Source organism: Paenibacillus marchantiophytorum (genome assembly GCF_014640555.1).
GTDB classification, from domain to species: Bacteria; Bacillota; Bacilli; order Paenibacillales; family NBRC-103111; genus Paenibacillus_E; species Paenibacillus_E marchantiophytorum.
Genome location: NZ_BMHE01000033.1, coordinates 1 through 23,255, shown reverse-complemented (window position 1 = coordinate 23,255; position 23,255 = coordinate 1). Strand labels below are relative to the sequence as shown.

22 protein-coding genes are annotated in these 23,255 nt (G+C 41.8%); all 22 read right to left on the bottom strand.

What is annotated here, in order from left to right; translation table 11 throughout:
- Positions 1-22: 22 nt before the first annotated feature.
- Entirely contained in the window at positions 23-436 is a 414-nt protein-coding gene (locus IEY34_RS24620) for a flagellar protein FlaG (protein ID WP_189016307.1), read from the bottom strand.
- Positions 437-631: 195 nt separating this feature from the next.
- Complete coding sequence (locus IEY34_RS38235; protein WP_505816939.1) at positions 632-832, bottom strand: hypothetical protein; 201 nt, start codon at positions 830-832, stop codon at positions 632-634.
- Between the two features lie 563 nt (positions 833-1,395).
- Positions 1,396-3,018, bottom strand: coding sequence for a flagellin N-terminal helical domain-containing protein (locus IEY34_RS24615; protein WP_189016304.1), 1,623 nt, complete (start codon positions 3,016-3,018; stop codon positions 1,396-1,398).
- Positions 3,019-3,191: 173 nt separating this feature from the next.
- Entirely contained in the window at positions 3,192-3,422 is a 231-nt protein-coding gene (gene csrA / locus IEY34_RS24610) for a carbon storage regulator CsrA (RefSeq protein ID WP_189016301.1), read from the bottom strand.
- Positions 3,423-3,426: 4 nt separating this feature from the next.
- The gene (gene fliW / locus IEY34_RS24605) at positions 3,427-3,894 is read right to left on the bottom strand and encodes a flagellar assembly protein FliW (protein ID WP_189016300.1); all 468 of its coding nucleotides are present in this window, start codon (positions 3,892-3,894) and stop codon (positions 3,427-3,429) included.
- Positions 3,895-3,969: 75 nt separating this feature from the next.
- Entirely contained in the window at positions 3,970-4,539 is a 570-nt protein-coding gene (locus IEY34_RS24600; RefSeq protein WP_189016298.1) for a DUF6470 family protein, read from the bottom strand.
- 25 nt (positions 4,540-4,564) lie between these two features.
- Positions 4,565-5,464: a flagellar hook-associated protein FlgL gene (gene flgL / locus IEY34_RS24595; RefSeq protein WP_189016296.1), complete on the bottom strand. Its 900-nt coding sequence runs from the start codon at positions 5,462-5,464 to the stop codon at positions 4,565-4,567.
- A gap of 36 nt (positions 5,465-5,500) precedes the next feature.
- On the bottom strand, positions 5,501-6,949 hold the full coding sequence (flgK, locus tag IEY34_RS24590) for a flagellar hook-associated protein FlgK (protein WP_189016294.1): 1,449 nt from the start codon (positions 6,947-6,949) through the stop codon (positions 5,501-5,503).
- A gap of 58 nt (positions 6,950-7,007) precedes the next feature.
- Complete coding sequence (locus IEY34_RS24585; RefSeq protein WP_189016292.1) at positions 7,008-7,505, bottom strand: flagellar protein FlgN; 498 nt, start codon at positions 7,503-7,505, stop codon at positions 7,008-7,010.
- A 33-nt stretch (positions 7,506-7,538) separates the two neighbouring features.
- Positions 7,539-7,802: a flagellar biosynthesis anti-sigma factor FlgM gene (flgM, locus tag IEY34_RS24580; RefSeq protein WP_189016290.1), complete on the bottom strand. Its 264-nt coding sequence runs from the start codon at positions 7,800-7,802 to the stop codon at positions 7,539-7,541.
- Positions 7,803-7,914: 112 nt separating this feature from the next.
- The gene (locus IEY34_RS24575) at positions 7,915-8,331 is read right to left on the bottom strand and encodes a flagellar protein (protein WP_189016436.1); all 417 of its coding nucleotides are present in this window, start codon (positions 8,329-8,331) and stop codon (positions 7,915-7,917) included.
- 114 nt (positions 8,332-8,445) lie between these two features.
- Entirely contained in the window at positions 8,446-8,934 is a 489-nt protein-coding gene (locus IEY34_RS24570) for a ComF family protein (RefSeq protein ID WP_189016288.1), read from the bottom strand.
- A 291-nt stretch (positions 8,935-9,225) separates the two neighbouring features.
- Positions 9,226-11,109 carry an ATP-dependent helicase ComFA gene (locus IEY34_RS24565; RefSeq protein ID WP_229757827.1) on the bottom strand — a complete coding sequence of 628 codons (1,884 nt, stop codon included), beginning with the start codon at positions 11,107-11,109 and terminating at the stop codon, positions 9,226-9,228.
- Between the two features lie 41 nt (positions 11,110-11,150).
- On the bottom strand, positions 11,151-11,552 hold the full coding sequence (locus tag IEY34_RS24560; RefSeq protein WP_189016286.1) for a hypothetical protein: 402 nt from the start codon (positions 11,550-11,552) through the stop codon (positions 11,151-11,153).
- A gap of 64 nt (positions 11,553-11,616) precedes the next feature.
- Positions 11,617-12,342: a response regulator gene (locus IEY34_RS24555; protein WP_189016283.1), complete on the bottom strand. Its 726-nt coding sequence runs from the start codon at positions 12,340-12,342 to the stop codon at positions 11,617-11,619.
- The gene (locus IEY34_RS24550) at positions 12,320-13,507 is read right to left on the bottom strand and encodes a sensor histidine kinase (RefSeq protein ID WP_189016280.1); all 1,188 of its coding nucleotides are present in this window, start codon (positions 13,505-13,507) and stop codon (positions 12,320-12,322) included. The genes IEY34_RS24555 and IEY34_RS24550 overlap by 23 nt, the downstream gene beginning before the upstream one ends.
- Positions 13,508-13,602: 95 nt before the next feature.
- Entirely contained in the window at positions 13,603-16,206 is a 2,604-nt protein-coding gene (locus IEY34_RS24545) for a stalk domain-containing protein (RefSeq protein ID WP_189016278.1), read from the bottom strand.
- A gap of 196 nt (positions 16,207-16,402) precedes the next feature.
- Entirely contained in the window at positions 16,403-16,783 is a 381-nt protein-coding gene (locus IEY34_RS24540; protein ID WP_229757826.1) for a hypothetical protein, read from the bottom strand.
- 189 nt (positions 16,784-16,972) lie between these two features.
- The gene (metK, locus tag IEY34_RS24535; protein WP_189016276.1) at positions 16,973-18,178 is read right to left on the bottom strand and encodes a methionine adenosyltransferase; all 1,206 of its coding nucleotides are present in this window, start codon (positions 18,176-18,178) and stop codon (positions 16,973-16,975) included.
- Between the two features lie 331 nt (positions 18,179-18,509).
- A complete protein-coding gene (locus IEY34_RS24530; RefSeq protein ID WP_079415167.1) occupies positions 18,510-18,779 on the bottom strand; it encodes an alpha/beta-type small acid-soluble spore protein in 270 nt (89 codons plus the stop codon).
- Positions 18,780-18,944: 165 nt separating this feature from the next.
- Complete coding sequence (locus tag IEY34_RS24525; protein WP_189016274.1) at positions 18,945-19,481, bottom strand: hypothetical protein; 537 nt, start codon at positions 19,479-19,481, stop codon at positions 18,945-18,947.
- A gap of 74 nt (positions 19,482-19,555) precedes the next feature.
- Positions 19,556-22,711: an S-layer homology domain-containing protein gene (locus IEY34_RS24520; RefSeq protein WP_189016272.1), complete on the bottom strand. Its 3,156-nt coding sequence runs from the start codon at positions 22,709-22,711 to the stop codon at positions 19,556-19,558.
- Positions 22,712-23,255 lie beyond the last annotated feature (544 nt).

The window sequence follows — 23,255 nt, the reverse complement described above, 5'->3', positions numbered from 1 at the left end:
CTTTCACCTCATTGCTCTTATTTTATCTCTTTTCGTCTACCAGAATTCCAGCCATTTGCCAAAGCTTTGCGACAAAGTCTAAACTCTTTTCCGGTGGAATCTCACGAATAGTTTCACCCGTATCTTTATCTAATACTTTGACTGAGATCAACTTTGTTTTTTGATGAATAGAGAATTCGAGTGATGTCGTTCGGCCCTGAATTGCTTTGATTGCATGTTCGATAGCTTTTACTACCTGAGCATCACTAATCGTCACATTTTCTCCTTGCATCTCCGCTTGTTTGAGTTCAGAGGTATTCGTTATACTGGATGCAATAAATGCTGCTGCATTATTTGTCCCGATCTCATCCACTTTGTGAACCTTAACTGGTTCAGAAACCGGCCTGCTGTCTCCGCCAGAATTACCAAACCCACCAATTGGGCTATTGATACTCATAGAATAAACCCCCATCCGAAGATATACATATATCTTTTATATCGGAAGGAGGAACTATTTATATTAGAATTTTCAAAAATATTTTTCATGATTTGCTCGGTTTAAAAGAACACAGTATTTATTAGTTTCTGATTAAAATTTCCATATATGACATACTCGTATATTGATTCTTACTAAGTATTTTCATGACGTCATTTAAATACTCCAAATTGGAAACATATTCTTATATATATAATTAACATGATAATTTTCTAATATATATTCCCGACTAGACATGAATGGCAAATATAAACCATTATATGCTTCTTGATAATTATTCTCTGCATAACACTCTAAAAATCTTTGATTAAAATTACCGCCCTGAAATCTTAATAAAGTTAGATTTGTATATTTAATTATTACCCCATTAATCTCGTTATATTGTTTTAATTGTGTTTTCTCTTGAAAAAATGCATATATCCCAAAAATAGGTAGTATTTTATTTTTATTGTTCAGTTGGAGGTTTCTTGTATCTAAGAAGGGCTAGTCTTGCTATTTCTGGACACGACATCGTGCCCGACTGCTCTATAACTCCATCAATTTTGTTATTGTATAGTGGAAACTCTGAAGCATGTAGCCGATAGGTAATCTTCACCTTTTTTTGTATACCGCATAATTTTTCGGAATCTAGGAATGGACACCTTTTATCTTCAGTCATTAAGATTTTTGCATAATTTTCATCAGATGAGCTTCCAAGATTTCTTATTAATAAAAGATTCGATAATCCGTGTTGACGAAGTATCTCTCTAATTTTACTATATTTTTAAGTTTTGCGATCAATCTCAATATTCCATCCTGCACTAATGCACTCATTTTTCTTATCACAATGTTTATACCACCTGTCGCATTGTATTTACCTCAGATATAAATATAACTAAAAAAGGGATTTCGGTTAAACCGAAATCCCTTTTTGTTATAACTTAACGTAGCAATTGAAGAACACCTTGTGGTTGTTGGTTAGCTTGAGCCAACATTGCTTGAGCTGCTTGAGAAAGAATGTTGTTTTTAGTGAAATCCATCATTTCTTTCGCCATGTCTACGTCACGGATACGTGATTCAGCTGCAGTCAAGTTCTCAGAAGCTGTTTGCAAGTTATTGATCGTGTGCTCCAAACGGTTTTGAACAGCACCCATTTTGGAACGTTGTGAGGAAACATTTTTAATAGCAGTATCTAACTGAGTCAACGCATTGGAAGCAGTTGCAGAGGTAGTGATGTCTACACCAGCAACTCCTAGTGCTGCGGAACGCATGTCACCAATTCCGAATTGGAGAGTTTGACCTTTATTAGCACCAATTTGGAACGTTACTCCACCATTACCGGATGCATCCGTTTGTGCAGAACTAATACCAAGGTCTTTAGCAGTTGTTGTCCCTTGAAGATCGGAGACGTTAACAGGACCTGTTTCACTAATGATTTCCAAACGACCGTCTTTAGTCGCGTTTACTTTAACGTCGGAGATAAAGCCTTTATCATTAATTGATGCTGCACCTGCTGCTGTATTTGCTTTAGCAATAGCCGCATTAAGAGCAGTTTGGAGAGAAGTTGCAACTGCAGCCATTGTATTACCTGTGCCAGCAACAACACCTGTCGCTTGCATAGTTACACCATTAATATCAAAGTTGAATTTATCGGTAGCAATAACTGCTCCTGAATTATAATTGTTAGTTCCCGCAGTAGCACCAGTACCACCAGCAGCTAAAGATTTTCCAACGATAGATGTAGGAGCGGCTGTCTTAACGATAGAATCCGTACCGGCACTTCCACTCTCGAGAACAAGACTACCGCCAGTAACATATCCGTTTATGTGCGCTACGCTTTTACCAGAAGCATCAATTGCCTCATTGATTTTTTGAACAATAAGATCTTTAGCTTTATTGGAAGATGTAGCAGTGGCTCCTGGTCCCGTTCCACTTGTAATGAGATTTTGCTCATCAGTTGTTAGGTTCTGCCAGTTTACTTCAATATCGTTACCATCAATATTCAAAGTCTCTTTAGCAAAATCAGTTGTTGTCAATGGAGTTAAAGCCATTGTAGCTGTTGCTGTTGCTACTCCACTTGTAAGTTTAGAAACTTGTGATCCTGTAGTAGTGTTTTGACCAACACCTGCTCCGGAAGCGGATTTCAGTGCGCCGTTCAACAATTTCTGTGTATTAAATTCAGTTGTATTACCAATACGGTCAATTTCACCTTTCAACTGCTTAACTTCTTCGTTAAGAGCTGCACGGTCGTCAGCTGTGTTCGTTCCGTTAGCGGATTGGTCAGCCAATTCGCGCATACGTTGTAGGATGGAGTGAGTTTCGTTCAATGCACCCTCAGCTGTTTGAATCAAGGAAATACCATCTTGAGCATTCTTAGCTCCCATATCCAAACCGCGGATTTGAGCTCTCATTTTCTCGGAGATTGCTAGACCTGCTGCATCGTCGCCAGCGCGGTTGATACGAAGACCGGAAGACAATTTCTCAAGGGATTTGCTTGCATTAGCTGTGTTACCAGTTAATTGACGGTGAGTGTTCGCTGCTGCGATATTGTGATTAATTCTCATTTGTTTTCTTCCTCCTGAAGGTTCGTTTGATCCACATCCATGTGGATTTATTTTAGGTTACAAGCGGGTCGGCCGCCCAGCTTGTTGGCCCGTTGTTATATATATCGTCGCAGCGTATTCGAAAGTTTATAGCTAAAATAAAAAAAATGTCGACCTATGGCCGACACCTTGATTTACTTGGTTCTTTTGAGTAATTTACTTAGGTTTAAAGGACTAATTTTATTAGCTGTCGCCTCTTTATTCGATTCCTGAATGTTCTGATAGATCTCTTTCCGATAAACCTCAACTTGTTTAGGAGCACTGATGCCGACACGAATCGTGTCCCCTTCGCTTCCGAGAATAACGATCTCAATGTTATCTCCGATCATAATGGACTCGCCTTTTTTCCTGGCTAGTACGAGCATATCCTCACCCCTCCACTTGTGTTGGTTCACTAGCTTCATCACTGTCAGCATTCAACACAATTTCATGCTTCGTGTTATATTCGGAGTCATGCAGAATGATTTGCTTGGCCATCTTCGTCTTCACATTCCAAATAATCGGCGCCAATAGATTAAGTGTAATTTTAGAAAAATCATGATTCACCGTAACAACTGTCCATACCAGGACATCCTCAGGCTGCTCAATTTTGAGTTCGGCCTGCAGAGCCTCAGGTAAGCTGATATCGTAATCTTTAAAGAAAAGGAAAGGATCCGTCACTACAAAGGAAAGATCCCCTTCCTGGACGGATTGAATGTATGAGAAAGGAGCACTATCCTCAGGTTGAACCAATGTAAATTGCGTTAACTCTTCGAATCCGGGCACACCCTGTGTGAAGGTAACAATTTCTTCGTCTATAACCTCTAACTCGCCAAAAAATAAGGTGGAAATTTTCATGATCTTAACTCCTTCTCTTAGAAGTAATCAAATAAAAAAAGCCATAGAATTCATCTATAGCTTGATTATACCTCTTTATGTTTTGAAATCAATTTGTGGCGCTGTAATATCCACCTTAGGGTACTGCCTCATATAAATATCAAGCTTACCCCGGTTGTATTCAATCTCCGGTTTGTTTACTTGTGCGTTGACATTGACTTTGCCGTCTGTGACATTAATTTCGGCTTTATGCGCTGTATACGTAATATCCACGTTGTCATAACCAGCTTCTCCATAATAGTCGAATTGTGGGCGGCTAACACTAAGCTCTTTGGCGATTTCCGCAATAGCGTTCCCACCAAGATGAATAGCTGCCATACGATTGCCATCTTCTACTCGACGCGCGATCCCTTGCATGGCGATTTCATGACACTGAGAGTAAATTCGGCTAAGCGCAGTTAGAATCGGTCCCTGACCAAGTGCATCCCAGGCACGACTCTGGTCAATCTCTAGCTCGCCTCGAGGCTGACGGATATCCTGTTTGGGCCGTTCGACCTGCATTTCATAGGTTGGACGCGGCTGCCTGATATCCTGTGTACCTAAATCGGCATCAATACCAATAAGAGCCGGTTGCTGGCTAATTTGTATTTGGGGAATACTAGGCATAACAACCGCCTCCTAACGAAATATTTTAGCGAAGAAAGTCAACTAAAGTCGGTACAATAACTTTGGATCCTGCTGATAAGGAAGCTTGATACACATTCTCTTCCATTTTGAGGTTAGTTATTACTAAGGACATGTCAGCATCCTCAGTCTTCGATTGTAAGCTCTGTAAGTTAATTCCGATGTCTTTCAAACGATCCTCAGCCAATTGAATTCGGTTGGTTTTAGCACCGACATCAGCTCTCGCCCCCAGTACACCGCTCAAACGTTGATCCATAAGTTCAATTGATTTTTGAATACCCGCTTGAGTGCCAGATGAAAGGGCAGTTGATAGATCCTTCAAAATCTGAAAGGCATTATTTTGATCCCCAGATTTACCAAAGATCTGTTCAGCCGTCTTATTCATTGCTATTTGAACTCCAGCACCAATTTCGAACTTAATTTCACCGTTATCGGTTATCGCTTTAGCTGCATTGTCTGGGTCAGGAAATGGAGCTTTGTCCGTGATTTGTCCATTAAACACAAATTTTCCATTGAATTGGCTATTCCCGATATTCGTAAGTTGATTATACAACTGATCGATCTCGGTTTTCATTGCGTTCAAGGACTCTTCCGAGTTCGTTCCGTTAGCCGCGTTAACAGCAAGTTCGCGAGCTCTTTGGAGAACACTGCCCGTCTGATCCAACATCGTATCCGTATAATCAAGAAATGAAACTGTCGCATCTACGTTCCGTTGGTACTGATCATTCGTTTCAAGATCACTACGGTAGCGCATCGAAAAACTGATTCCTACCGGGTCATCCGAAGGTTTGTTAATTCGACGACCAGTCGAGAGTTGATCTTGCATTTTATCCATACGTGACAAATTCCCGTTCAAATTACGCAGGAGTTGTGTATTGAGCATGCCTTGCGTTACGCGTAATGCCATTGCAATTTCACCCCGTATCTAAAGTATGCCAGTAGACTATCTGCCTACTGTACCCATTGAGTTAATAACTTTGTCCAGCATTTCATCGAATGTGGTTAGAGAACGAGCTGCAGCGTTGTATGCATGCTGATACTTGATCATATCGGCCATTTCTTCATCAAGAGAAACACCACTCACCGATTGACGTCTTGCATCTACTTGATCGACTAGAATCTTCTGGTTCGATACTTGACGCTTTGCTTCTTGTGTTTGAACACCGATTTCCGATACAACCGCACGAAGAAACTCGTCGAACGTGCCACCGTTGAGGATAATTTTCGTTACTCCAGAACCGTCGAAATTGTACTTTGTATTTTTGATGCCGGCAAGCGCAAGCGCATTTTCGTTGTTCCCTTTTACAACTCTTTCCACACCACTGGCATCTGTATATGTTCTAGATGATGCAGCAATATTCTCCACATTATCCGTAATATTCGCACTAACTTTCATCGTCTCTGCAGCTGTCGCAAAATTAGCAACTGGAGTGAAAAACTCGCCTCCCTTAGTAGGCGGTGTATCCTTCAATGTGTAACCTTGCTTATGAACATCGTTTACATTAGTTACAATCGTCGAAACCATAGAATTCAGTTGATTTCGGTATTCATCTACATATCGAACGTTGGAATACATCAGACCGTATAATTCTCCGCTCGCCAAATCAGTTGGATACGCACCTGTTGCAACAGCTTCCGTGAAATCCGTTGGTGTATCACCGACAACCAGATCCTGATTCCCCATTTTGACGTGGTAGCCACTGGACTCTTCTTGTACAGAAACATTTATAATTTTGGATAATTCGTCTACAAGCAAATCCCGTTGATCACGAAGGTCATTCGCGTTATTGCCCAATCCTTCTACTCGAAAAATCTCATTGTTCAAACCCGCGATTTGTTTCAAAGTTGTATTCACTTGGGTTACTTTAACGGTAATATTGTCGTTCAAATCGGAAGAAAGATCTTTGAGTTGCTTCGCCGCATGATTAAAGGCATCCGTTACAGCTAGAGCACTTTCCTTCACAACAGCCCGAGTCTCAAGATTGTCCGGCTGTTTACTCAGCTCTTGCCAAGAATTCCAAAAGTTATCTAATACTTGGCGAAGGCCTGTATTGGAGGGTTCATTAATGATAGCCTCCAACTTTTCCAAAGTATCCTGTTTAACGGTCCATTCCCCTAAACTCTTATTCTCATTCGCATATTGCTTATCGAGAAACGCTTCGCGAATTCGTTTTACTTCTGTAAATTCGACACCCTGTCCCATTTGACCTGGGATCGTGGAACGTTGAAGGCTCAGCGCCTCGATAGGTTCGGCAGCAACCATTTTGACAACCTGGCGTGAAAAGCCCGGCGTGTTGGCATTAGCAACGTTATGTCCAGCCGTTGTTAGTGCAGCTTGCTGTGTAAGGATCCCCCGCTTGGATATTTCAATTCCGCCAAAAGTCGATCTCATGGTTTCCCTCTCCTATGCCCTACTTGGGTATTCTGATTTAATTCACTACCTCTTATTGTTAACCTCTTCGATCAAACATCCCCAGCCTGTTCCCGCTTCTTGCCTGATTCGGATTTCGGTATACCAAATCATCTTCCGGCGGACCCATAACTAGGTCGAGCGAATAATTGACGAATGACAAAGATTGCTCAATAAGTTGCTGATTGATAACATTATTCGCTTTCAGATCTTCTATAGTAGCAAGCAACTTATGCTGAGCTTCCATAAGCGCTTGTTTCTCTTCAGCTTTAAAAATAACTTTAATTAAATCGCCGACCGTAATCTTAGGGTTAGGATTATATCCTCTAGATATTAAGTAAGAGCCGATGATTTGAATCCGTTGCTGGTTCGCTTCCGTAATCGCTCTTACCCACTTGTTCTCCCGATTCACAATCATATTCAGTTGATCGATGTCATTGCTTATCAGAACCGGCGTCTTACCCTTGGCAAGTTCAAGCAAGGCTTCATGCGCTTCCTGAAGCTTATCCATCGTGTCTAACAAAGGTTGTATGGACATGATCGTCACCTGCTCTTATCTGTTGTTAACATACTATTTCAAGTAGGGAAGAAGTTTCTCTGCAATTTTGCCCGCATCAACATGATATGTTCCAGAAGCAACAGATGTCTTCAACTGCTCGATGCGAAGTGTTTGTTCTTCTGTGCGAGATGCTCCAAGAAGTTCCTTGGCTTCTGCCGATATTTCAACTTGGTCCTTTGGCTTGCCTTTCTTGCCAGCAGCTTGAGTGAAGGCCGCATCTCCTGCTTTTTTATAAGGATTAATGGCTCCGACTCGTTGATTGTCATTAATTTTCATACTGTAACACTCCTATGTTCTCTGACCTAAAAAATAAAATGCCGATAATCGTTAGAACTATTATCGGCATCTCATATATGAAACTTTATATCTCTACAGACCTATTTCTAAATTAATGCCGATCCTTCAGGCGTTCTTGAATTTTAAAACTCACTTTGCTGTCCCTATTCGCTTGTTCTTGTCTGCGCCGCTCGTCTTCGGAATTATTCTTAACATCCTTCACAAGCTTACTACGGCAGCCCTCACAAATCGTATTCTCGCGTATCGATATTCCACAAACTTCACAAGAATAGGACATATTAGGTGCATGCACGATGGAAATACGACCTTCGCGAATAAATTTCGTGATTTGTTTAATTGAAACTTCCGTTGCTTCACTTAAATCGTGGATGTTGATCCCTTTATTCTCACGAAGAAACTTCAGACATCTATCATACTGCTGTTCCAGATCTTTCACGCAGTGCGGGCATACCTCAGCGAAGCCTTTTACAAATATTTTACCACAGCGTGGACAATTAGCGACGTTCATTCCCATTTGTATTACCTCCTTCTATTATTCCCCATTACCAAGTTAATAATTCCAGTTTACAGTAATTCGACAGCGTTTGCACAATAATATTTTATTGATCGGGAACGTATTTCTTTACCTAGCCCACGTTAAGCCGTACACCTCTGCCGAGAAGTTCTCTCTCAGTACCTTGGCACATTGATTCATCGTGCTGCCTGTCGTATACACATCGTCCAAGAGAATAATGACATCAATTGATTTCAGGTCTATTTGATATGCCACCGATAAATCCACTTCGAACACATGCTCCAAATCATCCAAACGTTCATTTCTGCTTTTGAAACTTTGCTTATCCGTATGCTTAGCACGTTGAAGAAGAGCCTGTACAGGCAATCTCAATCTAAGACCCAACTCTCTTGCCATTTGTTCTGCTTGATTAAACCCCCGCTCCTGCATTCTAAGCTTGCTCACAGGTACGAAAGTAATAATCCCCCGTTTAGGATTTGATTTCTCGGATAGTTCTTCCATGTATAAGAGGTGATATGCGTGAACCAACATGCAGCCTATCACTGATTTAATACGTTCGTCCCCTCGATACTTGTAGCGGGCCAGCAACTCCTTCATCCTATCATCATATTTTACAGCACTGCGACTTTTCGAAAAATAAGTTAGCTGCCTGCGCTGACAGTCCGCGCATCTCACTGAGCGTCCGCATGTTAGACAATGTACATCTCGAATCCATGGAATATACTCGTAACATGAGTTGCATAATGCCATTTGCCTGGATTGAAGTACACTGATTTTCTTACATAACAAACACTCCTCCTTCAACGGACTAATCACAGTTTTCATGGTCCCAATAGCTCTCCATACTTTTCTTATCCATATACCTGACTTACTTTTCCGTCTCATCATTCATCCCCCAACTAAATATCCTTGCTTACTCGCGATGCGATTCATATGTCGAATTTGTCGAATTGCCTCCTTTTGTGCTTGTGTCATTTCTTTTGCTGCAAAATAGACCATCCCAGCGGGATCATCCTTCGATCTTCCCGCTCGTCCTGCCATCTGAACGAGTGCTGCTTCATCGAACAGTCTCGAATCTGCGTCTAGAATGAACACATCAGACTTAGGTACAGTAACACCCCGCTCTAAAATCGTCGTAGTCACAAGCAGTCGAATCTCTCTGTTTCTAAAACTTTGCACTTTGTCGCTTCGAGAGGGATCTTTGGATGAGGTCCCCTCTATGCGTATGGCAGTAGTACTTTTCCATAAGCTTCTTAGTAGATCGACCAAAGGCTCTACCCATTGGATGTTAGGCACAAAAATAAATACTTGTGCTCCTCGATCAACGGAGACCTCTATTTTATTAAACAATGTCCTCGGTATGGACTGTGTTTGTAGTGATTTCCTCAAACTGGGTACAGCGATTAGCTGAGGTACTGGCAGGGGGTGCCTGTGGTAACGAACAGGCACCCGAACATGCGGCAGCTGTCCTCGCTCAGCAGCACGTCTGATTGCTTTCGGCGGTGTAGCCGAAAGTAGAATGTTGACGCCACTAGGCTTACAGACTTTAGACGCGGCGTAGGCAAGCATGGGATTGTTGTGATAAGGAAACGCATCAATCTCATCAATAACAACCAGATCAAAGGCCTCGTGAAAACGCAGCAGTTGGTGCGTTGTCGCGATCGTGATCTGGCCCTGCTCCCATCGCTGCTCGCTTCCTCCATACAGCGTAACAACGCTGTAGCCCGTGAAGGCATGCGCGATACGCGGTTGAAGCTCTAACACCACGTCCTTGCGTGGTGTTGCGATAAGAACTCGTCCACCTTTGGCCACCGTATAGTGGATAAAGGGAAAAATCATCTCCGTCTTCCCAGCCCCAGTAACCGCCCAGATCAAAAACTTACGCGGAGCTGATGGCTTAGGATCCACAAAGCTCCTCGCGCCTCGTTCTTGCACCTTAGCTCCTGCTCCGCTAATATATTGCAAACCCTCCAGCGATGCTCTCGCTTGTGGACTGCTTAGCCCCCATGGCTCTATATAGGCATAGAAATCTTCCGAAACTACAACTCTCGTTTCTCTCGATGACCTCCCGCTAACGAGCAAAGAACAAAACCGAACACGCCCCATCGTAAGGCACTCCTCGCAATAAGGACATTCTTGTCCGCAATGGATGCAGGCCGACCAAAACATCCGCTCATCTCCACTCCCACAACGATTGCAGCTATAAATAATCCTCTTCTTAAACCATTGACGCCATTCTCGGATGTCGACAATTTTCAGACCATTTCCTAAATCCAAATCACCGTTAAGATGCGCTAACTGTAAATAAGACAACCACACGTCTTCTGCCTCGCAATTTACCCCAATACCCTCTAATACCTGATGGATTTCATCCACGAGTAGCGATCTACCGCTGCATGCTTCAACAATACTGTTATATACGCCCACCTCCAGAATTAACAATGCGCTCGCCTGTTTCCAAGATTCATAATTAATTATAGACATATCGAGTGTCTTACTCAGCGTTATACCAGACTCATACGCATGAGTGCGAAGCCTTTTCAACATAGTTTCTGCTTTTACTTCAACACTCTCTACTACAAATGATTCTTCTTTTCCGAGGCTCTGCAGCAACCGCACACCCTGCCCTAACGAAATAAAAGGTTCGAACAGTACGAGGCCGGCGTCGGCTGCGTAATGCTCGAACCAAAAGTGGATGTCTGTCTTCGTGTGAATGGAAAATTGCCACTTCCACGTTGTCCCTAAACAAACTGCGTAAAGTTGAACCTTCATTGCTCACCTTACTCTCTTTTTAACTAAGTACTTGTAACCGATTACTGCAAACCAACTGGAAACTTAACGAGATCCTCACGATTGCTCAGATGCACCACAATCAAAGCTTCATGCTCATTTCGGCTTAAGTAGTCATCTACAGAACTACTATCCGCCCCCTGGTTTAGCTTTAGCGAATGTGTGTGGGACAGCCGCTCAATGATTTTTCTCGTATCGTCGGACGACCCTTCATCGAAAATCGTCGCCGTCACTTCATTCCCTTTGACTCGCGAGAAGAAAAACAAAGAGCGAATATACCATTCAATCTGATTCTGATTATTTTTGGTAACAAGTAAAATTTTAGTCGGCTTCTTGCCTTTGCCCTTGCGGTTTCCGATCAATAGGTGGAGCACAGCGATGCTGATTCCGTAACATCCCAAGATCCAAAGTAATCCAATCCACATAACGGATCCCTCCCTTATTTGCAATGTATGCGAAATAAGGAATAGGGGTTCCAACAAGAGGAGTCTACAAAGTTACCCAACCATTTTTGATCGCGATAATAACAGCTTGTGTCCGATCATCTACTTCCATTTTCTGAAGAATACTGCTGACGTGATTTTTAACCGTTTTCTCGCTGATAAAGAGGAATTCACCAATCAGTTTATTACTTTTCCCCTCGGCCATAAGTCGAAGCACTTCTGCTTCCCGCTTGGTTAGTGGGCTATTTGCATTATGTATGTATTTTAAAGCTGAATCTTTCACACCTTGTCCATTTCCTACTACCCCTACATCGTCCAAATAGGTCATCCGTCTGAGCTGATTGATCAATTTACCCGTAACCTTAGGGTGGATATAGGCATGACCCGCCACAACAGAACGAATCGCATTAATAAGCGACTCTGCCTCCATGTCTTTGAGCAAGTAGCCTGATGCTCCTTTGCGGAGAGTTTCAAATACATAACTCTCATCATCATGAATGGAAAGAATAATAACTTTGATATCTGGAAAAATCAACTTCAACCGCTCCGTCGCAACAACACCGTTCTCCAGAGGCATGTTGATATCCATCAGTACAATATCAGGGGTAATTTGATTGCAAAGCTCGATAACCTGGATCCCGTCACCACATTCACCGATGACTTCCATATCATCTTCCATATTAATAATCCGTTTAACACCTTCACGAAACAATTGATGGTCGTCTGCAATGACGAGACGTACATTGCGTTTATGACTCGCCGTGTTGTCCATTCTGATTTTCCTCCTTGTTCTCTGCACCGCCGCCAATAGGGATTAGCATCGTAATTTTGGTTCCTGAATCCTTCTCGGACTCAATAACCATTGAGCCTTCCAATAACTCAACACGCTCGCGCATGCCCAGCAATCCGAAATTATTCCCTTTGGCTATTCTCTGCTCTGTCTGTGGCACGTCAAATCCGATCCCATTATCTACCACGTAGATTTGAACTTGATCAGGTTCCAAGGTGAGCTCAACAGATAAGAAAGTAGCTTTCGCATGTTTAATTACATTAGATAAAGCTTCTTGTACCAGTCGGAAAATAGCAATTTCAAGCCCAGATGGAATGCGAGTCTGCTTGCCTACGAGATTAAATTGTGTACGGATGCGATACTTCTCTTCAAAATCCTGCACATACTTACGTAAAGTCGGTACGATACCCAAATCATCCAGCGCCATTGGGCGGAGGTTGAAGATGATCTTACGAACCTCTTCAAGCCCCCCTCTGACTTGACCTTTTAAATCAACCAATTCTTCCTTGACGGCGGGAATGTCGTCTTTAACAAGCATACGTTGAGCAATTTCTGTACGAAGCACAACATTAGCTAACGTTTGAGCCATCCCGTCGTGAATTTCACGTGCGATACGCTTTCGTTCTTCCTCTTGCGCCAAAATAATTTTCAAACCGAGTAACTGCCTGTTCTTAGCAGATTCCAATATACGAGTCACCTGATTAAGATCACCCGATAAATACTCTAGGACGACATTCATCTGTGAAACGATCGTTTCGGCTCGCTCCACCTGCTTGTCCACATTTTTGGTGCGCATCTGTAGATCGTTGCGTCTGGTCTTCAGGTTATTTTCTTTTTCCCTAGCTATTGTAAGCTGTAATTGAAATGCAATAGCTGCTTCATAGGCGATCTTAATATCTTCCTCACGATATTTATTGAAGTCACGACTGACCTCTGTGAGTCGAATGCGAGACCGCTTGTAATCCTTCTCTAACTTATCGACCAGCTCAATCGTTACACTCGTCTCATATTTAATTTCCTCGAGTTCCCGAATCAGTGATTCCTTTTCGAAGCGAGAGGCTTCAGCGATTTCAAACATTTGATACTTGCTGCTCTCCATGACGTTAATTGCGTTTTTTATGACACGATCTATAGCGTCTGGCTGCAAATGAAACGAGCTCCTTTTAATAAACAAAATTAGAAATTAGTCTACCCATTATTGTACCATAGTTCTGACAATTTGAAGTGTACTTCTAGCACTATTTATTCCAATGTTATCCCATAATTTTTGGGTTCCCAGCCTACTTTAAAGCCTAATTTCTCAGAAATGAGGCGTAATGGGACCATTGTCACATTATTCATAATTTTGGGTGCTACTTCTGCTGTCACACGCTGCCCATTAACGATTAGGTCTGAATTATCAATCCACAGATCTATTAATTTATCCCCGCGAATGACCGTAACTTTACGTTCTTTTTCGTCCCACTTTACGTTTCCACCAAGCGCTTCTGTAACAAAACGGAGCGGAATCAGTGTATTATCATTTACGATGGTAGGCGCTTGCTCTAATGTAAGAGGTTTATCATTCAATGTCACTTGCTTTTTATTTACAGTCAACTTTACGGTATTTTTCGGCAACGATGTCAGTTGGCCCTTGTAAATAAATGAAATATCATCAATATTAATTTTCCCTTTTGAAGCTCTTTCATCCTGCCCATTAGCCGGATTGGCCACATAAACACTTTTGATTTTGAGCGGATATTTGAGATCCGACACGTCCGCTGTTAATTTGCGCCAGCCAGTCCAGTTCATATTTTCTGTAAAACTCACTAAATTCGTAACGCCGTTCGCGTCAACAACCTCTGCTCGTACCCAGTTAAAACTTCCATCACCAAGCACTCTCGCTGTAATAAACTCTGGTTCACCTTCAATAGGAGCACCGCTCGTTCCATTAAATCTCGCGTATGCCGCTTTCGTTCCTGTTCCTTTTGTGAAATCATAAGCAATCTCAAGATTCTTATTCCCGTTATCTTGTGCAATATTCACCGCAGAAACTACTTCTGCAGGGTATTTGTCCCCTGTCGTCATGACTGCATATTTATCTACATCGTACCACGACTTCTCTTGACCAATAGGCAATGTCACCATCGTGCTGTACCCATCATATCTGGCGATAACTTGAGCTGCCTGTGATCCAGACGCACTATCTACATGGAGAACCCCATCTTTCAGTGACCCTTTAACCCCACTAAGTTCCCATGTTGCAGAGGCCGCGGGTAAATCCCGAGTTGCTCCACTTCTTGTGGTCACACCGATAGGCAGCTTGAAGTCTCCGCCCTCAGTTAGCGAAAACGACCCTGCATTGAAAGTCATCGCTGTAATTTGATCTCTACCCACGACCTCAACATCAATGGATGCTGAACCTTTACCTGATTTTGCGGTAATTTGAGTTTTACCAGTCGTTGATGGTGTATAAACATTGTCTTTAAAAGATCCGTTGGTTGTGGAGGTGCTCCACTGTGGAACAATCCCATCTACTAAAATTGGATTATAATAATCATCATAAGCTTTGAATTGATAAGTGCTGGGTTCATTCATGAATAAAATGTTTTGGCCCTTTAAGATAAGTCCCTTTAAATCACCCTTTGGCGCTGTCGAATATACACCAACACCATTCACTACAGATCGCTGATTACCGTTCTCCGTTTTGTTTACAAGCTTAGGATCAAAGTCCCCCAACGGTCTCGATACCATCTGTGTAGATCCGCCTCCGTCCAAAACCATCCCTTTCCAAATCCCAGCGCCAATCATAAATTGCTGAAGCTCAGGAAGCGTCATTCCTGCGCTGCCTGCGCTCCTGTCAGACGTAACAATATATGCTGTTTTCATGTCCTTCGAATAGCCAATTGCTGTACGAGATCTAGGGCTGTACCCACTGAAATCACCAATATTACGCGTAAAATAACTAGGCTTCGCCTCATCGATAAGTAATGTACTTCCGCCGATTAGCATTTTGAAATTTCTCCAATCATAGGTCTGAGAAGCATCATGCGGAATCATATCATATTTGGTCGTGATTTTATCTCCAACTTTGAGGTGATTAACGATAAACTCCCTGGCAAGTCCTGAACCTCTGAGAATATATCCATCTGCGGGAGCGATCATTTTTACATTGGTATCCACAGCAATTTCCTTAACGATATCGTTCTGAATAAGTGCTTCTGTTGGAACATGCGTCCCATCCACAGCACGCTGTGTCATTGCCCAGGCACTCGTATAAAGAAAAAGTCCGTCTGCAATCATCGCGACATCATTATCATCCCAGTAATACGTTTTGTTCACACCGCCAAGCTCAAATGAAGTACCATCCTTGGCCGTTACCTTGCCTTGAAAGTCAAAAATATCAATGATAGGCTGATTACTCTTCGTAATCGCAAATGAATATAACCCGGATATCTTCGCTGGCGTCGCCATCACTTGCCCATTCGTAATTTGTGCGCCTTCTGGCACACCTTCCGCCTGTGTATTAAAAAAGTCCCCATTCACACCAGCTACAGCTCCAGTATCCTTCACCATACCAAGCACACTCTGGTTTTTCGTAAATTGATTCTTCGTCCCTGCCATCGCGTCTATCTTAACGTTCGGATTCGTCAAATCTACCTCTACCACATTGGCGTTTACCGAAACATCCTTATTGCTTCTCGTTGTTGTCCAAATGTAATTCTTCATTACTGCACCTGATGTAATTGTTTCCTGTGAACTAAGTGTCAACGTCGGACTTGCCGCGTAGACCGTCGTTCCTGCAACCAATTGCCACACCAATGCGCAAGCCAGCGCACCTAACCCTACTTGCCTCTGTACCGTCATGTTGCTTTTCCACTCTCCTCTTTCAGTCTAAGTCTAGTATCTATCTTTTTAGCGATATCTATATAGACTCTAAAACTATGGAAAAAGTTACGATAGAAGAGAAGTTGTATTTATACGTCACAAAATAGTGAACATAAACAAAAAGAGAGCTCCTCCTATCCGGAGTTGCTCTCTGCTTGAGATGCGGGGCTATATATTAAAGGATGCGTTTTATTTTAGCTTCATGTTCAATGGAACGTGCGGATAACAGTTGGATAATTTCGTGCTGCTGTTCTTGAATAACTTCCATCCTCTTAACCGTTTCATTGGTTTCGAGTACAGCTTGTTTGATTTGAGACTGTACTAGTTCCAGTCTGTCTAACCGAGAATCAATACTAACTAGTTGAGTGTCAATTACATCTAGTCGGGAGTCGATCGCATCTAGTCGAGAATCGATTACATCTAGTCGGGAGTCTATCCCATCTAGTCGAGAATCAATACCATCTAATCGAGAGTCTATCCCATCTAACCGCTTTATCACCGGTGACAACTCAGCCTTAAGTAAAGTAGAAAGCATCTCTTTCAAATCATTATCCAATATCATCACTCCCGTCCATTGCTTGTCCCTAAACAAGTTTTCTGTTAGCCAAGTATATCACATTTTGTATAGCAATATGTCTTTGTGTTGATTACTTATAAAATATACCATATATTAACCAAACAATCAAACGTTTGTTCCCTTTTTTAAGAATAAAAAAAGCCGCCCCTGAAGGACGGCTAATCTATTTTAAACCAAAGCTTGTGCTTTCAAAGTCTCAGCTTTGTCTGTACGCTCCCAAGGAACATCCAGGTCATTACGGCCAAAGTGACCGTAAGCAGCTGTTTGACGGTAGATTGGGCGACGCAAGTCAAGCTCTTTGATGATGCCTGCAGGACGAAGGTCAAAGTTTTTGTGGATAAGCTCAACGAGCTTCTCTTCGCTAACTTTGCTTGTTCCGAAAGTATCAACAGCAATGGAAACCGGACGAGCTACGCCAATTGCGTAAGCCAGTTGAACTTCACATTTTTCCGCAAGTCCAGCAGCTACGATGTTTTTGGCAACATAACGAGCTGCGTATGCACCAGAACGGTCAACTTTTGTTGGATCCTTACCAGAGAAAGCACCGCCGCCGTGACGAGCATAACCGCCATACGTATCAACGATGATTTTACGGCCAGTCAAACCAGCATCCCCTTGCGGTCCGCCGATAACAAAACGACCAGTTGGGTTAATGAAGTAGTTTGTGTTCGCATCCAATAAGTGAGCTGGAACGATCGGGTTGATAACATGTTCTTTGATGTCTTTTTGGATTTGCTCCAAAGTTACATCTTCACTGTGCTGTGTAGAAACAACAATTGCATCAACACGAACAGGCTTATCATCTAAATACTCAACAGTTACTTGTGTTTTTCCATCAGGACGCAGGTATGGCAAAGTACCGTTTTTGCGAACTTCTGTTAAACGACGAGCCAGTTGGTGAGAAATGGAGATCGGAAGCGGCATAAGCTCAGGAGTTTCGTTAACCGCGAATCCAAACATTAGACCTTGGTCACCAGCGCCAATTGCTTCAATCTCTTCATCGGACATAGAACCTTCTCTTGCTTCAAGTGCTCTGTTAACACCTTGTGCAATGTCAGGGGATTGTTCATTCAATGAAACGAGAACCGCACATGTTTGGGAGTCAAAACCGTACTTCGCACGTGTGTACCCAATTTCTTTAATCGTTTGTCTAGCAATTGCTTGAATATCTACATATTCAGAGCTTGATGTAATCTCACCGATTACCAAAACCAAACCAGTTGCCACAGATACCTCACATGCTACACGAGCATTCGGATCATTGGCAAGAAAAGCATCCAATACCGAGTCAGAAATTTGGTCACAAATCTTATCTGGATGACCTTCTGTTACGGATTCGGATGTAAATAAACGACGTCCACGTACTTGCGCCATAATATTCATCCTCCTAATATCTATTTAGTATGTTTGAAAAGCTTCTACTCGATGCCTCTATATGAAAAAAAGTGGGCCCGGCTTTCTCGGCAGCTTTTCACGCCAAACGGAATCCCTCTTTTGCGCTCAAGCGCTGACAAGATTGTTGAATTCCGCACTAGTACAACAAATAATAAAAACACGTAAATCATGAATAAAGACAACAAAAAAATGAACCTTTCCCGATTGGAAAAGGTTAAATTAAATATTGACCTTCAATTAGTTATCTTACTTTATTTGTCGTCTAGTGTCAATGCATGAAACATAAAGATATTATGAATAAAGCCCGTAGTTATAGCGAAAAGAGCACTTCTTCTGCACGTTGAATTAGTCTTTTCGTAATAGTCCCACCTACTGCACCTGCATCTCTAGAGGAGATGTGGCCCCAGTAATCTTCTTTAATCGAGCTCGATGGAATAGCCCCAAGTTCTGTTGCAAACTCCGTGTCGGCGTTCAACGACATTTGCTTACCTACAGGCAAACCTAACTCTGCAGCGATTTCATACTTTAGAACATCCAGTGCCTTCTTTGATTCAGGAACCACTTTATTACCTCTAGCCATACTATTCGCCTCCTTAGAGTATGTGTTGTCCCAGAAGTGCTTTTTAGTGCTTTATTAAGGCTGTGCTCTTAATGGGCACATCTCTAGTATGGCTAAAATGCTGGGCACAAACCGCATAAGAAGTTGTCATAATGGGTAAAATTATGGAGGAGTAGAGTCATACATCTATTGCGTCACTTTACTACCATCAGCATTCAAAATTAGATAACTACCTCGGACCATGACGTAAATATCCGCCGTATTCTTAGGCGATGGCTTAATACCGCGGCCCTCGGCTGGGAAAATCATGAGATGATTCAGCGCGACTTCAGTCCCCGCTGGTAGATCCTTGCCTCCCGTTACATCCGGGATGCCGTTGTCATCGTTGCTCACGGCGAGTACCCTGCCGGTTCGCACGATAAACTCAGCGCCAGCACCGGCGTAAAGTGTTTGTCCATTTTGTAACTGGACAACCTTCATTGTCGCTGGCGTAGAACCAGTGCCTCCTGCGCTCGGTTGGCTGCCACCATTGGCAGCTAGCGCCGCTGCGACAAGCTCTTTCACCTTTGCTTCGCTTAAGGTGTTCTGGTCGAAGTAGCTTTTGGTGATTACTGGATCGGTGGATGAGCCGGGGGTTGGAGCTTCGGCTTGGGAAGTAGGTAATGCAATTATGTAAAAGATGCAAATTATGATACCGCAATTATAAAACTTTTTTTTCAACATAGATATTTTCACCCCTCTATTAATTAAAAGCAAAAAGAGACCCTTACGGGTCATCTTTCTGCTTGAAAATATTATTATTTAACAGTTACAAACGTTGTTACGGATTTACCGTTAGCAGAAACTGCTTTCAGTGTTAAGATATCGCCAAGTTCTGCTCCAGCAATAACACCAGTTTTGTAATCTACAGTTACTATACCAACTTTACCAGCTGCTTTATCTACTTTCTCAAGAACATAAGATACGCCGATCAAATTGTAGAAACTAGTGATTTTAGTTGTTTTATACTCGATACCATAGTTGTCAACAACTTTAAGATCGATCAACTCAGCAGCTGTTAAAGGTGTAGTTGCAGAGAGTAAGAAATCTTTGGAGCTGTTACCAGCGGTAAATTTGTCAACAACAACCGCATCGCTCTTAACAGTAATAGCTACGCTAGTTTGTTTTTGATCACCTTTAATTGTTTGGTAGATAACATTAACGTTAGCAGTACCTGCTTTGTTACCAAGTACCCATCCAGTAGCAGTACCAGGAGTTCCAACTATATCTGCAAATGCTGCATCATAGCTAGAGCTTGTTACTGAAACAATGCGATCGTTAGGAAGATGAACAGTGTTACCGGAACTATCCTTAGCTGTTACAGCAATCTTCTTGGCTACAGTACTATCAGCAGCAACTTTTTTGTCAGTAGGTACAATTCCGCTATCTTTTGCAGCAAACAGAGTTGTAATGCTATTAACCGAGTACGTTAAATCGGCAGTATTGCTCAAGTATGTGTAATCTCTGCTAATAGATGAAACGTCTCTCCATTTACCTGCAGCATCGCTTGAAAGATGTTTTTGAAGAGTAGCTTTGAACTCGACTTTACCACCATTACCGGTTGTACCAGTAGCTGTAAAGTTAAATCCTTTGTTGAATTTAGCAAACTGAGCGGAAGTATAGGTTTGATCTTTAGATCCTACTTCACCTGTTAAATCAGTTGCAACAGTATTATCAGTTTGACCATTGATTTTAAGGAATGTAGCCTGATCAACATTGCTAGCATCTTTAGTTTTAGTTGCAGTAGCTTCAACATAAACTTGATATGTTACTGTGTTACCACCCTCGTTAACTGTTCCAACGGAATCCATTGTGCTGCCATATTGGTCAACAACAAGGATTTTGAAGTCATCACTAGCGCCATTAATACCTTTTTTATCCGCTTCAGTATCTACTTTAAAAGCATCAGGTGTACGGACTCTATCGATTTTAATACTTTTGTTTACATAGCTGTTTGCACCAGCAGTCGCAATGTAAGCAGTAAAGTATGCAGAATTACCATTAATTCCAGTAACTTTGTTCAGATAGATTTGTCCTTTATGCTCGCCACTCTTAACAATCTCAACGTTGCCGTCTACACCAGCTTTTGTTAAAGCTACGCCTGTAGCAGATACATTAATTCTTTTAAGGTTGTCTTCACTAACGATATCATCTGCAGACAATTTGTTGCCGTCAGCATCGTAAGCATCGATTGGGATGTATTGATCTTTTGTAGTATCACCTTCAGCCAATGTTCCTGTAAATTCACCAAACGCTATTTTTGTAGCAAGTTTTGTTGATTTCACAGAAACTTTTGCAGTTGCAGATGAGGAACCAGCATAAATTGTAATTGTGTAGTCGCCAGATGTTTCTACATTTCCTGTCAAGGAAACACGAACTTCTCCGAAATTGTCGTGATCGAAATCATCGTATTCTGCCTTCACTTTTTCAGCGTATGGAGTTACGATTACATTTTCATTAGAAACAGCTTTGGAATCTTTTGCTACAGGATTACCGTATTGATCAAATTCAGTTACTGGAATTGTAGCTACGTCACCGCTAGCAGAAAGACCAGTTTTGCCTTCACCATATTTTACTGTTCCGAATTCAACTTTAGAAACAAATGGAGCTGTTCCAAGTTTAAATGTTTTTTGTGCAGAAATACGGGAGTCATTCTCGTATACATATACAGGAATCATTGTTGATCCAGGAAGTGTTGTTGGATTAGTGCCATTCAACTTAGCGGTATCGATTGTTATTACAAGTGTACCTGTATTGTCTTTTGTAATAGAAGAATCAAAGCCTGAGGTAACAGCAGTAAAGCTTCCTGCAGAGAGAGATGTATTTTCACCGTATTGGTTTTTAGCAAGGATTTTTACTCTTGCTTTTTCGGATTGAGCAATTGTATCGCTCGCTGTTCCAAAGTCAATGCTTTTTAGAACTTCAGCTTCACCAGTGAATTTTGCTTCTGCAGTTCCTACGGAAGCAGCATCTAAACCACCCAATGTTACTGTATAGTCAGCAGCACCGATTTTCGCGTTGTCTTTTAAAGTCAATTCAACGGATTTTTTATCATCAGCAAATTTTTTATTAACTGCTACTTCGACGCTACCTTTTTTCAAAGTCAAAGTCGCTTTGTCAGTATCAACTGGTTTATTAAAGCTTACAGTTACTTTTTGAACACCCGTTGCTTTTGCACTAGTTACTGCAATTTTACCTGGAGCTACGTATTGTGCTTTTGCTTCGTACGCACCAGTCAAAAGCAAGTCGCGAGTTGCGTTTGCTTGGCCACCAAATTTACTGTCAGCGCCAGCTGGAAGAAGTTTCAATTCAAGAGCAAGTGCTACATAGCCTTGAGCCCAATCAGTAACTGTTGTATCAGTTCCTGTTTTTGCTTTTGCATCAGCATCTTTACCTAGAACGCGAACCAAGAAAGTTGCAAGTTGTTCTTTTGTTACTTTACCAGCTGGGTTGTAAGTACCTACGCCATAACCATCAGTGATTCCAGCAGTTTTAAGAGCTTCGATATAAGGAAGCGCGTAACCGTTAGCTGCATCATCGGATTTAACGTCGGAGAAGCTTGAAGTTTTCAAATCTTTGTTAACTTCGATACCTGTGATCAAAGCTGCGACTTTCGCGAATTGAGCACGGTTCATTTCTTCTTTCAGACCGAAAGTAGTTTCGCTTGTGCCGTCGAAGATACCTGCGCTGATTAGTGCATCAAATTTTGCTTTTGTAGCTGCGTCAAGATCCTTAAGATCTGTGAAATCAGCAGATGTTTTACCAAATGCTACGGAAGAAAACATGGATAATGCCATTGCTGTAGTGAGAATTACGGATAAACTTTTTTTCATAACCTTTTTTTCTCCTCCTTGAATATCTTTATTATTATTTTTTATTTCGAATCTAACAATATTTGAGCTCGATTTACTCATTGTTTGGTTCACCCCCTTTCCAGAGTTAGAGCATAATATAACTAAGTTCGTTTGTGACACAAAAAAGTCACGCAGAAACTAGTAAACTAGTTAAATAAGAGTTGACAGTCATACCAGTACATATTATACAACGGTCGAATTGCGTCGTAAAGGATTATTTTTGCAATTCAGCACTTAGTATTTAATTTATAAAACGAATAATTTAGGTTTTTGTTTCTTTCAAAGTATTAAACGCAATCCACAAAAAAAAGTTGCGGTTTAAACAAAAGTTTTTAAAAATTTCTTTTTCAGCTTATTTGAACTTTTTTATTACTATAGATAGACATAAGAAAAGAGACCCCCTCGGGTCTCTTTCTCTCTTGCATAGGCTTAGTTTACTACGTTGATGAAGGTTGTTACGGACTTCCCATTTGCCGTGATGGCTTTCAGTGCGAAGCTGTCTCCAGCTACTGCGCCTGAGATCACACCCGTCACTGCATCTACGGAAACACTGTTGACTTTGTTAGCGCCGTGCATTGCATCTTCCAACACATACGTCACACCG

What these genes read in the sequence shown, in the direction of transcription:
- IEY34_RS24620 (WP_189016307.1), bottom strand. Translation starts at nt 436, where the DNA reads ATGAGTATCAATAGCCCAATTGGTGGGTTTGGTAATTCTGGCGGAGAC.
- IEY34_RS24615 (WP_189016304.1), bottom strand. Translation starts at nt 3,018, where the DNA reads ATGAGAATTAATCACAATATCGCAGCAGCGAACACTCACCGTCAATTA.
- csrA (WP_189016301.1), bottom strand. Translation starts at nt 3,422, where the DNA reads ATGCTCGTACTAGCCAGGAAAAAAGGCGAGTCCATTATGATCGGAGAT.
- fliW (WP_189016300.1), bottom strand. Translation starts at nt 3,894, where the DNA reads ATGAAAATTTCCACCTTATTTTTTGGCGAGTTAGAGGTTATAGACGAA.
- IEY34_RS24600 (WP_189016298.1), bottom strand. Translation starts at nt 4,539, where the DNA reads ATGCCTAGTATTCCCCAAATACAAATTAGCCAGCAACCGGCTCTTATT.
- flgL (WP_189016296.1), bottom strand. Translation starts at nt 5,464, where the DNA reads ATGGCATTACGCGTAACGCAAGGCATGCTCAATACACAACTCCTGCGT.
- flgK (WP_189016294.1), bottom strand. Translation starts at nt 6,949, where the DNA reads ATGAGATCGACTTTTGGCGGAATTGAAATATCCAAGCGGGGGATCCTT.
- IEY34_RS24585 (WP_189016292.1), bottom strand. Translation starts at nt 7,505, where the DNA reads ATGTCCATACAACCTTTGTTAGACACGATGGATAAGCTTCAGGAAGCG.
- flgM (WP_189016290.1), bottom strand. Translation starts at nt 7,802, where the DNA reads ATGAAAATTAATGACAATCAACGAGTCGGAGCCATTAATCCTTATAAA.
- IEY34_RS24575 (WP_189016436.1), bottom strand. Translation starts at nt 8,331, where the DNA reads ATGAACGTCGCTAATTGTCCACGCTGTGGTAAAATATTTGTAAAAGGC.
- IEY34_RS24570 (WP_189016288.1), bottom strand. Translation starts at nt 8,934, where the DNA reads ATGAAGGAGTTGCTGGCCCGCTACAAGTATCGAGGGGACGAACGTATT.
- IEY34_RS24565 (WP_229757827.1), bottom strand. Translation starts at nt 11,109, where the DNA reads ATGAAGGTTCAACTTTACGCAGTTTGTTTAGGGACAACGTGGAAGTGG.
- IEY34_RS24560 (WP_189016286.1), bottom strand. Translation starts at nt 11,552, where the DNA reads ATGTGGATTGGATTACTTTGGATCTTGGGATGTTACGGAATCAGCATC.
- IEY34_RS24555 (WP_189016283.1), bottom strand. Translation starts at nt 12,342, where the DNA reads ATGGACAACACGGCGAGTCATAAACGCAATGTACGTCTCGTCATTGCA.
- IEY34_RS24545 (WP_189016278.1), bottom strand. Translation starts at nt 16,206, where the DNA reads ATGACGGTACAGAGGCAAGTAGGGTTAGGTGCGCTGGCTTGCGCATTG.
- metK (WP_189016276.1), bottom strand. Translation starts at nt 18,178, where the DNA reads ATGGCGCAAGTACGTGGACGTCGTTTATTTACATCCGAATCCGTAACA.
- IEY34_RS24530 (WP_079415167.1), bottom strand. Translation starts at nt 18,779, where the DNA reads ATGGCTAGAGGTAATAAAGTGGTTCCTGAATCAAAGAAGGCACTGGAT.
- IEY34_RS24525 (WP_189016274.1), bottom strand. Translation starts at nt 19,481, where the DNA reads ATGTTGAAAAAAAAGTTTTATAATTGCGGTATCATAATTTGCATCTTT.
- IEY34_RS24520 (WP_189016272.1), bottom strand. Translation starts at nt 22,711, where the DNA reads ATGAGTAAATCGAGCTCAAATATTGTTAGATTCGAAATAAAAAATAAT.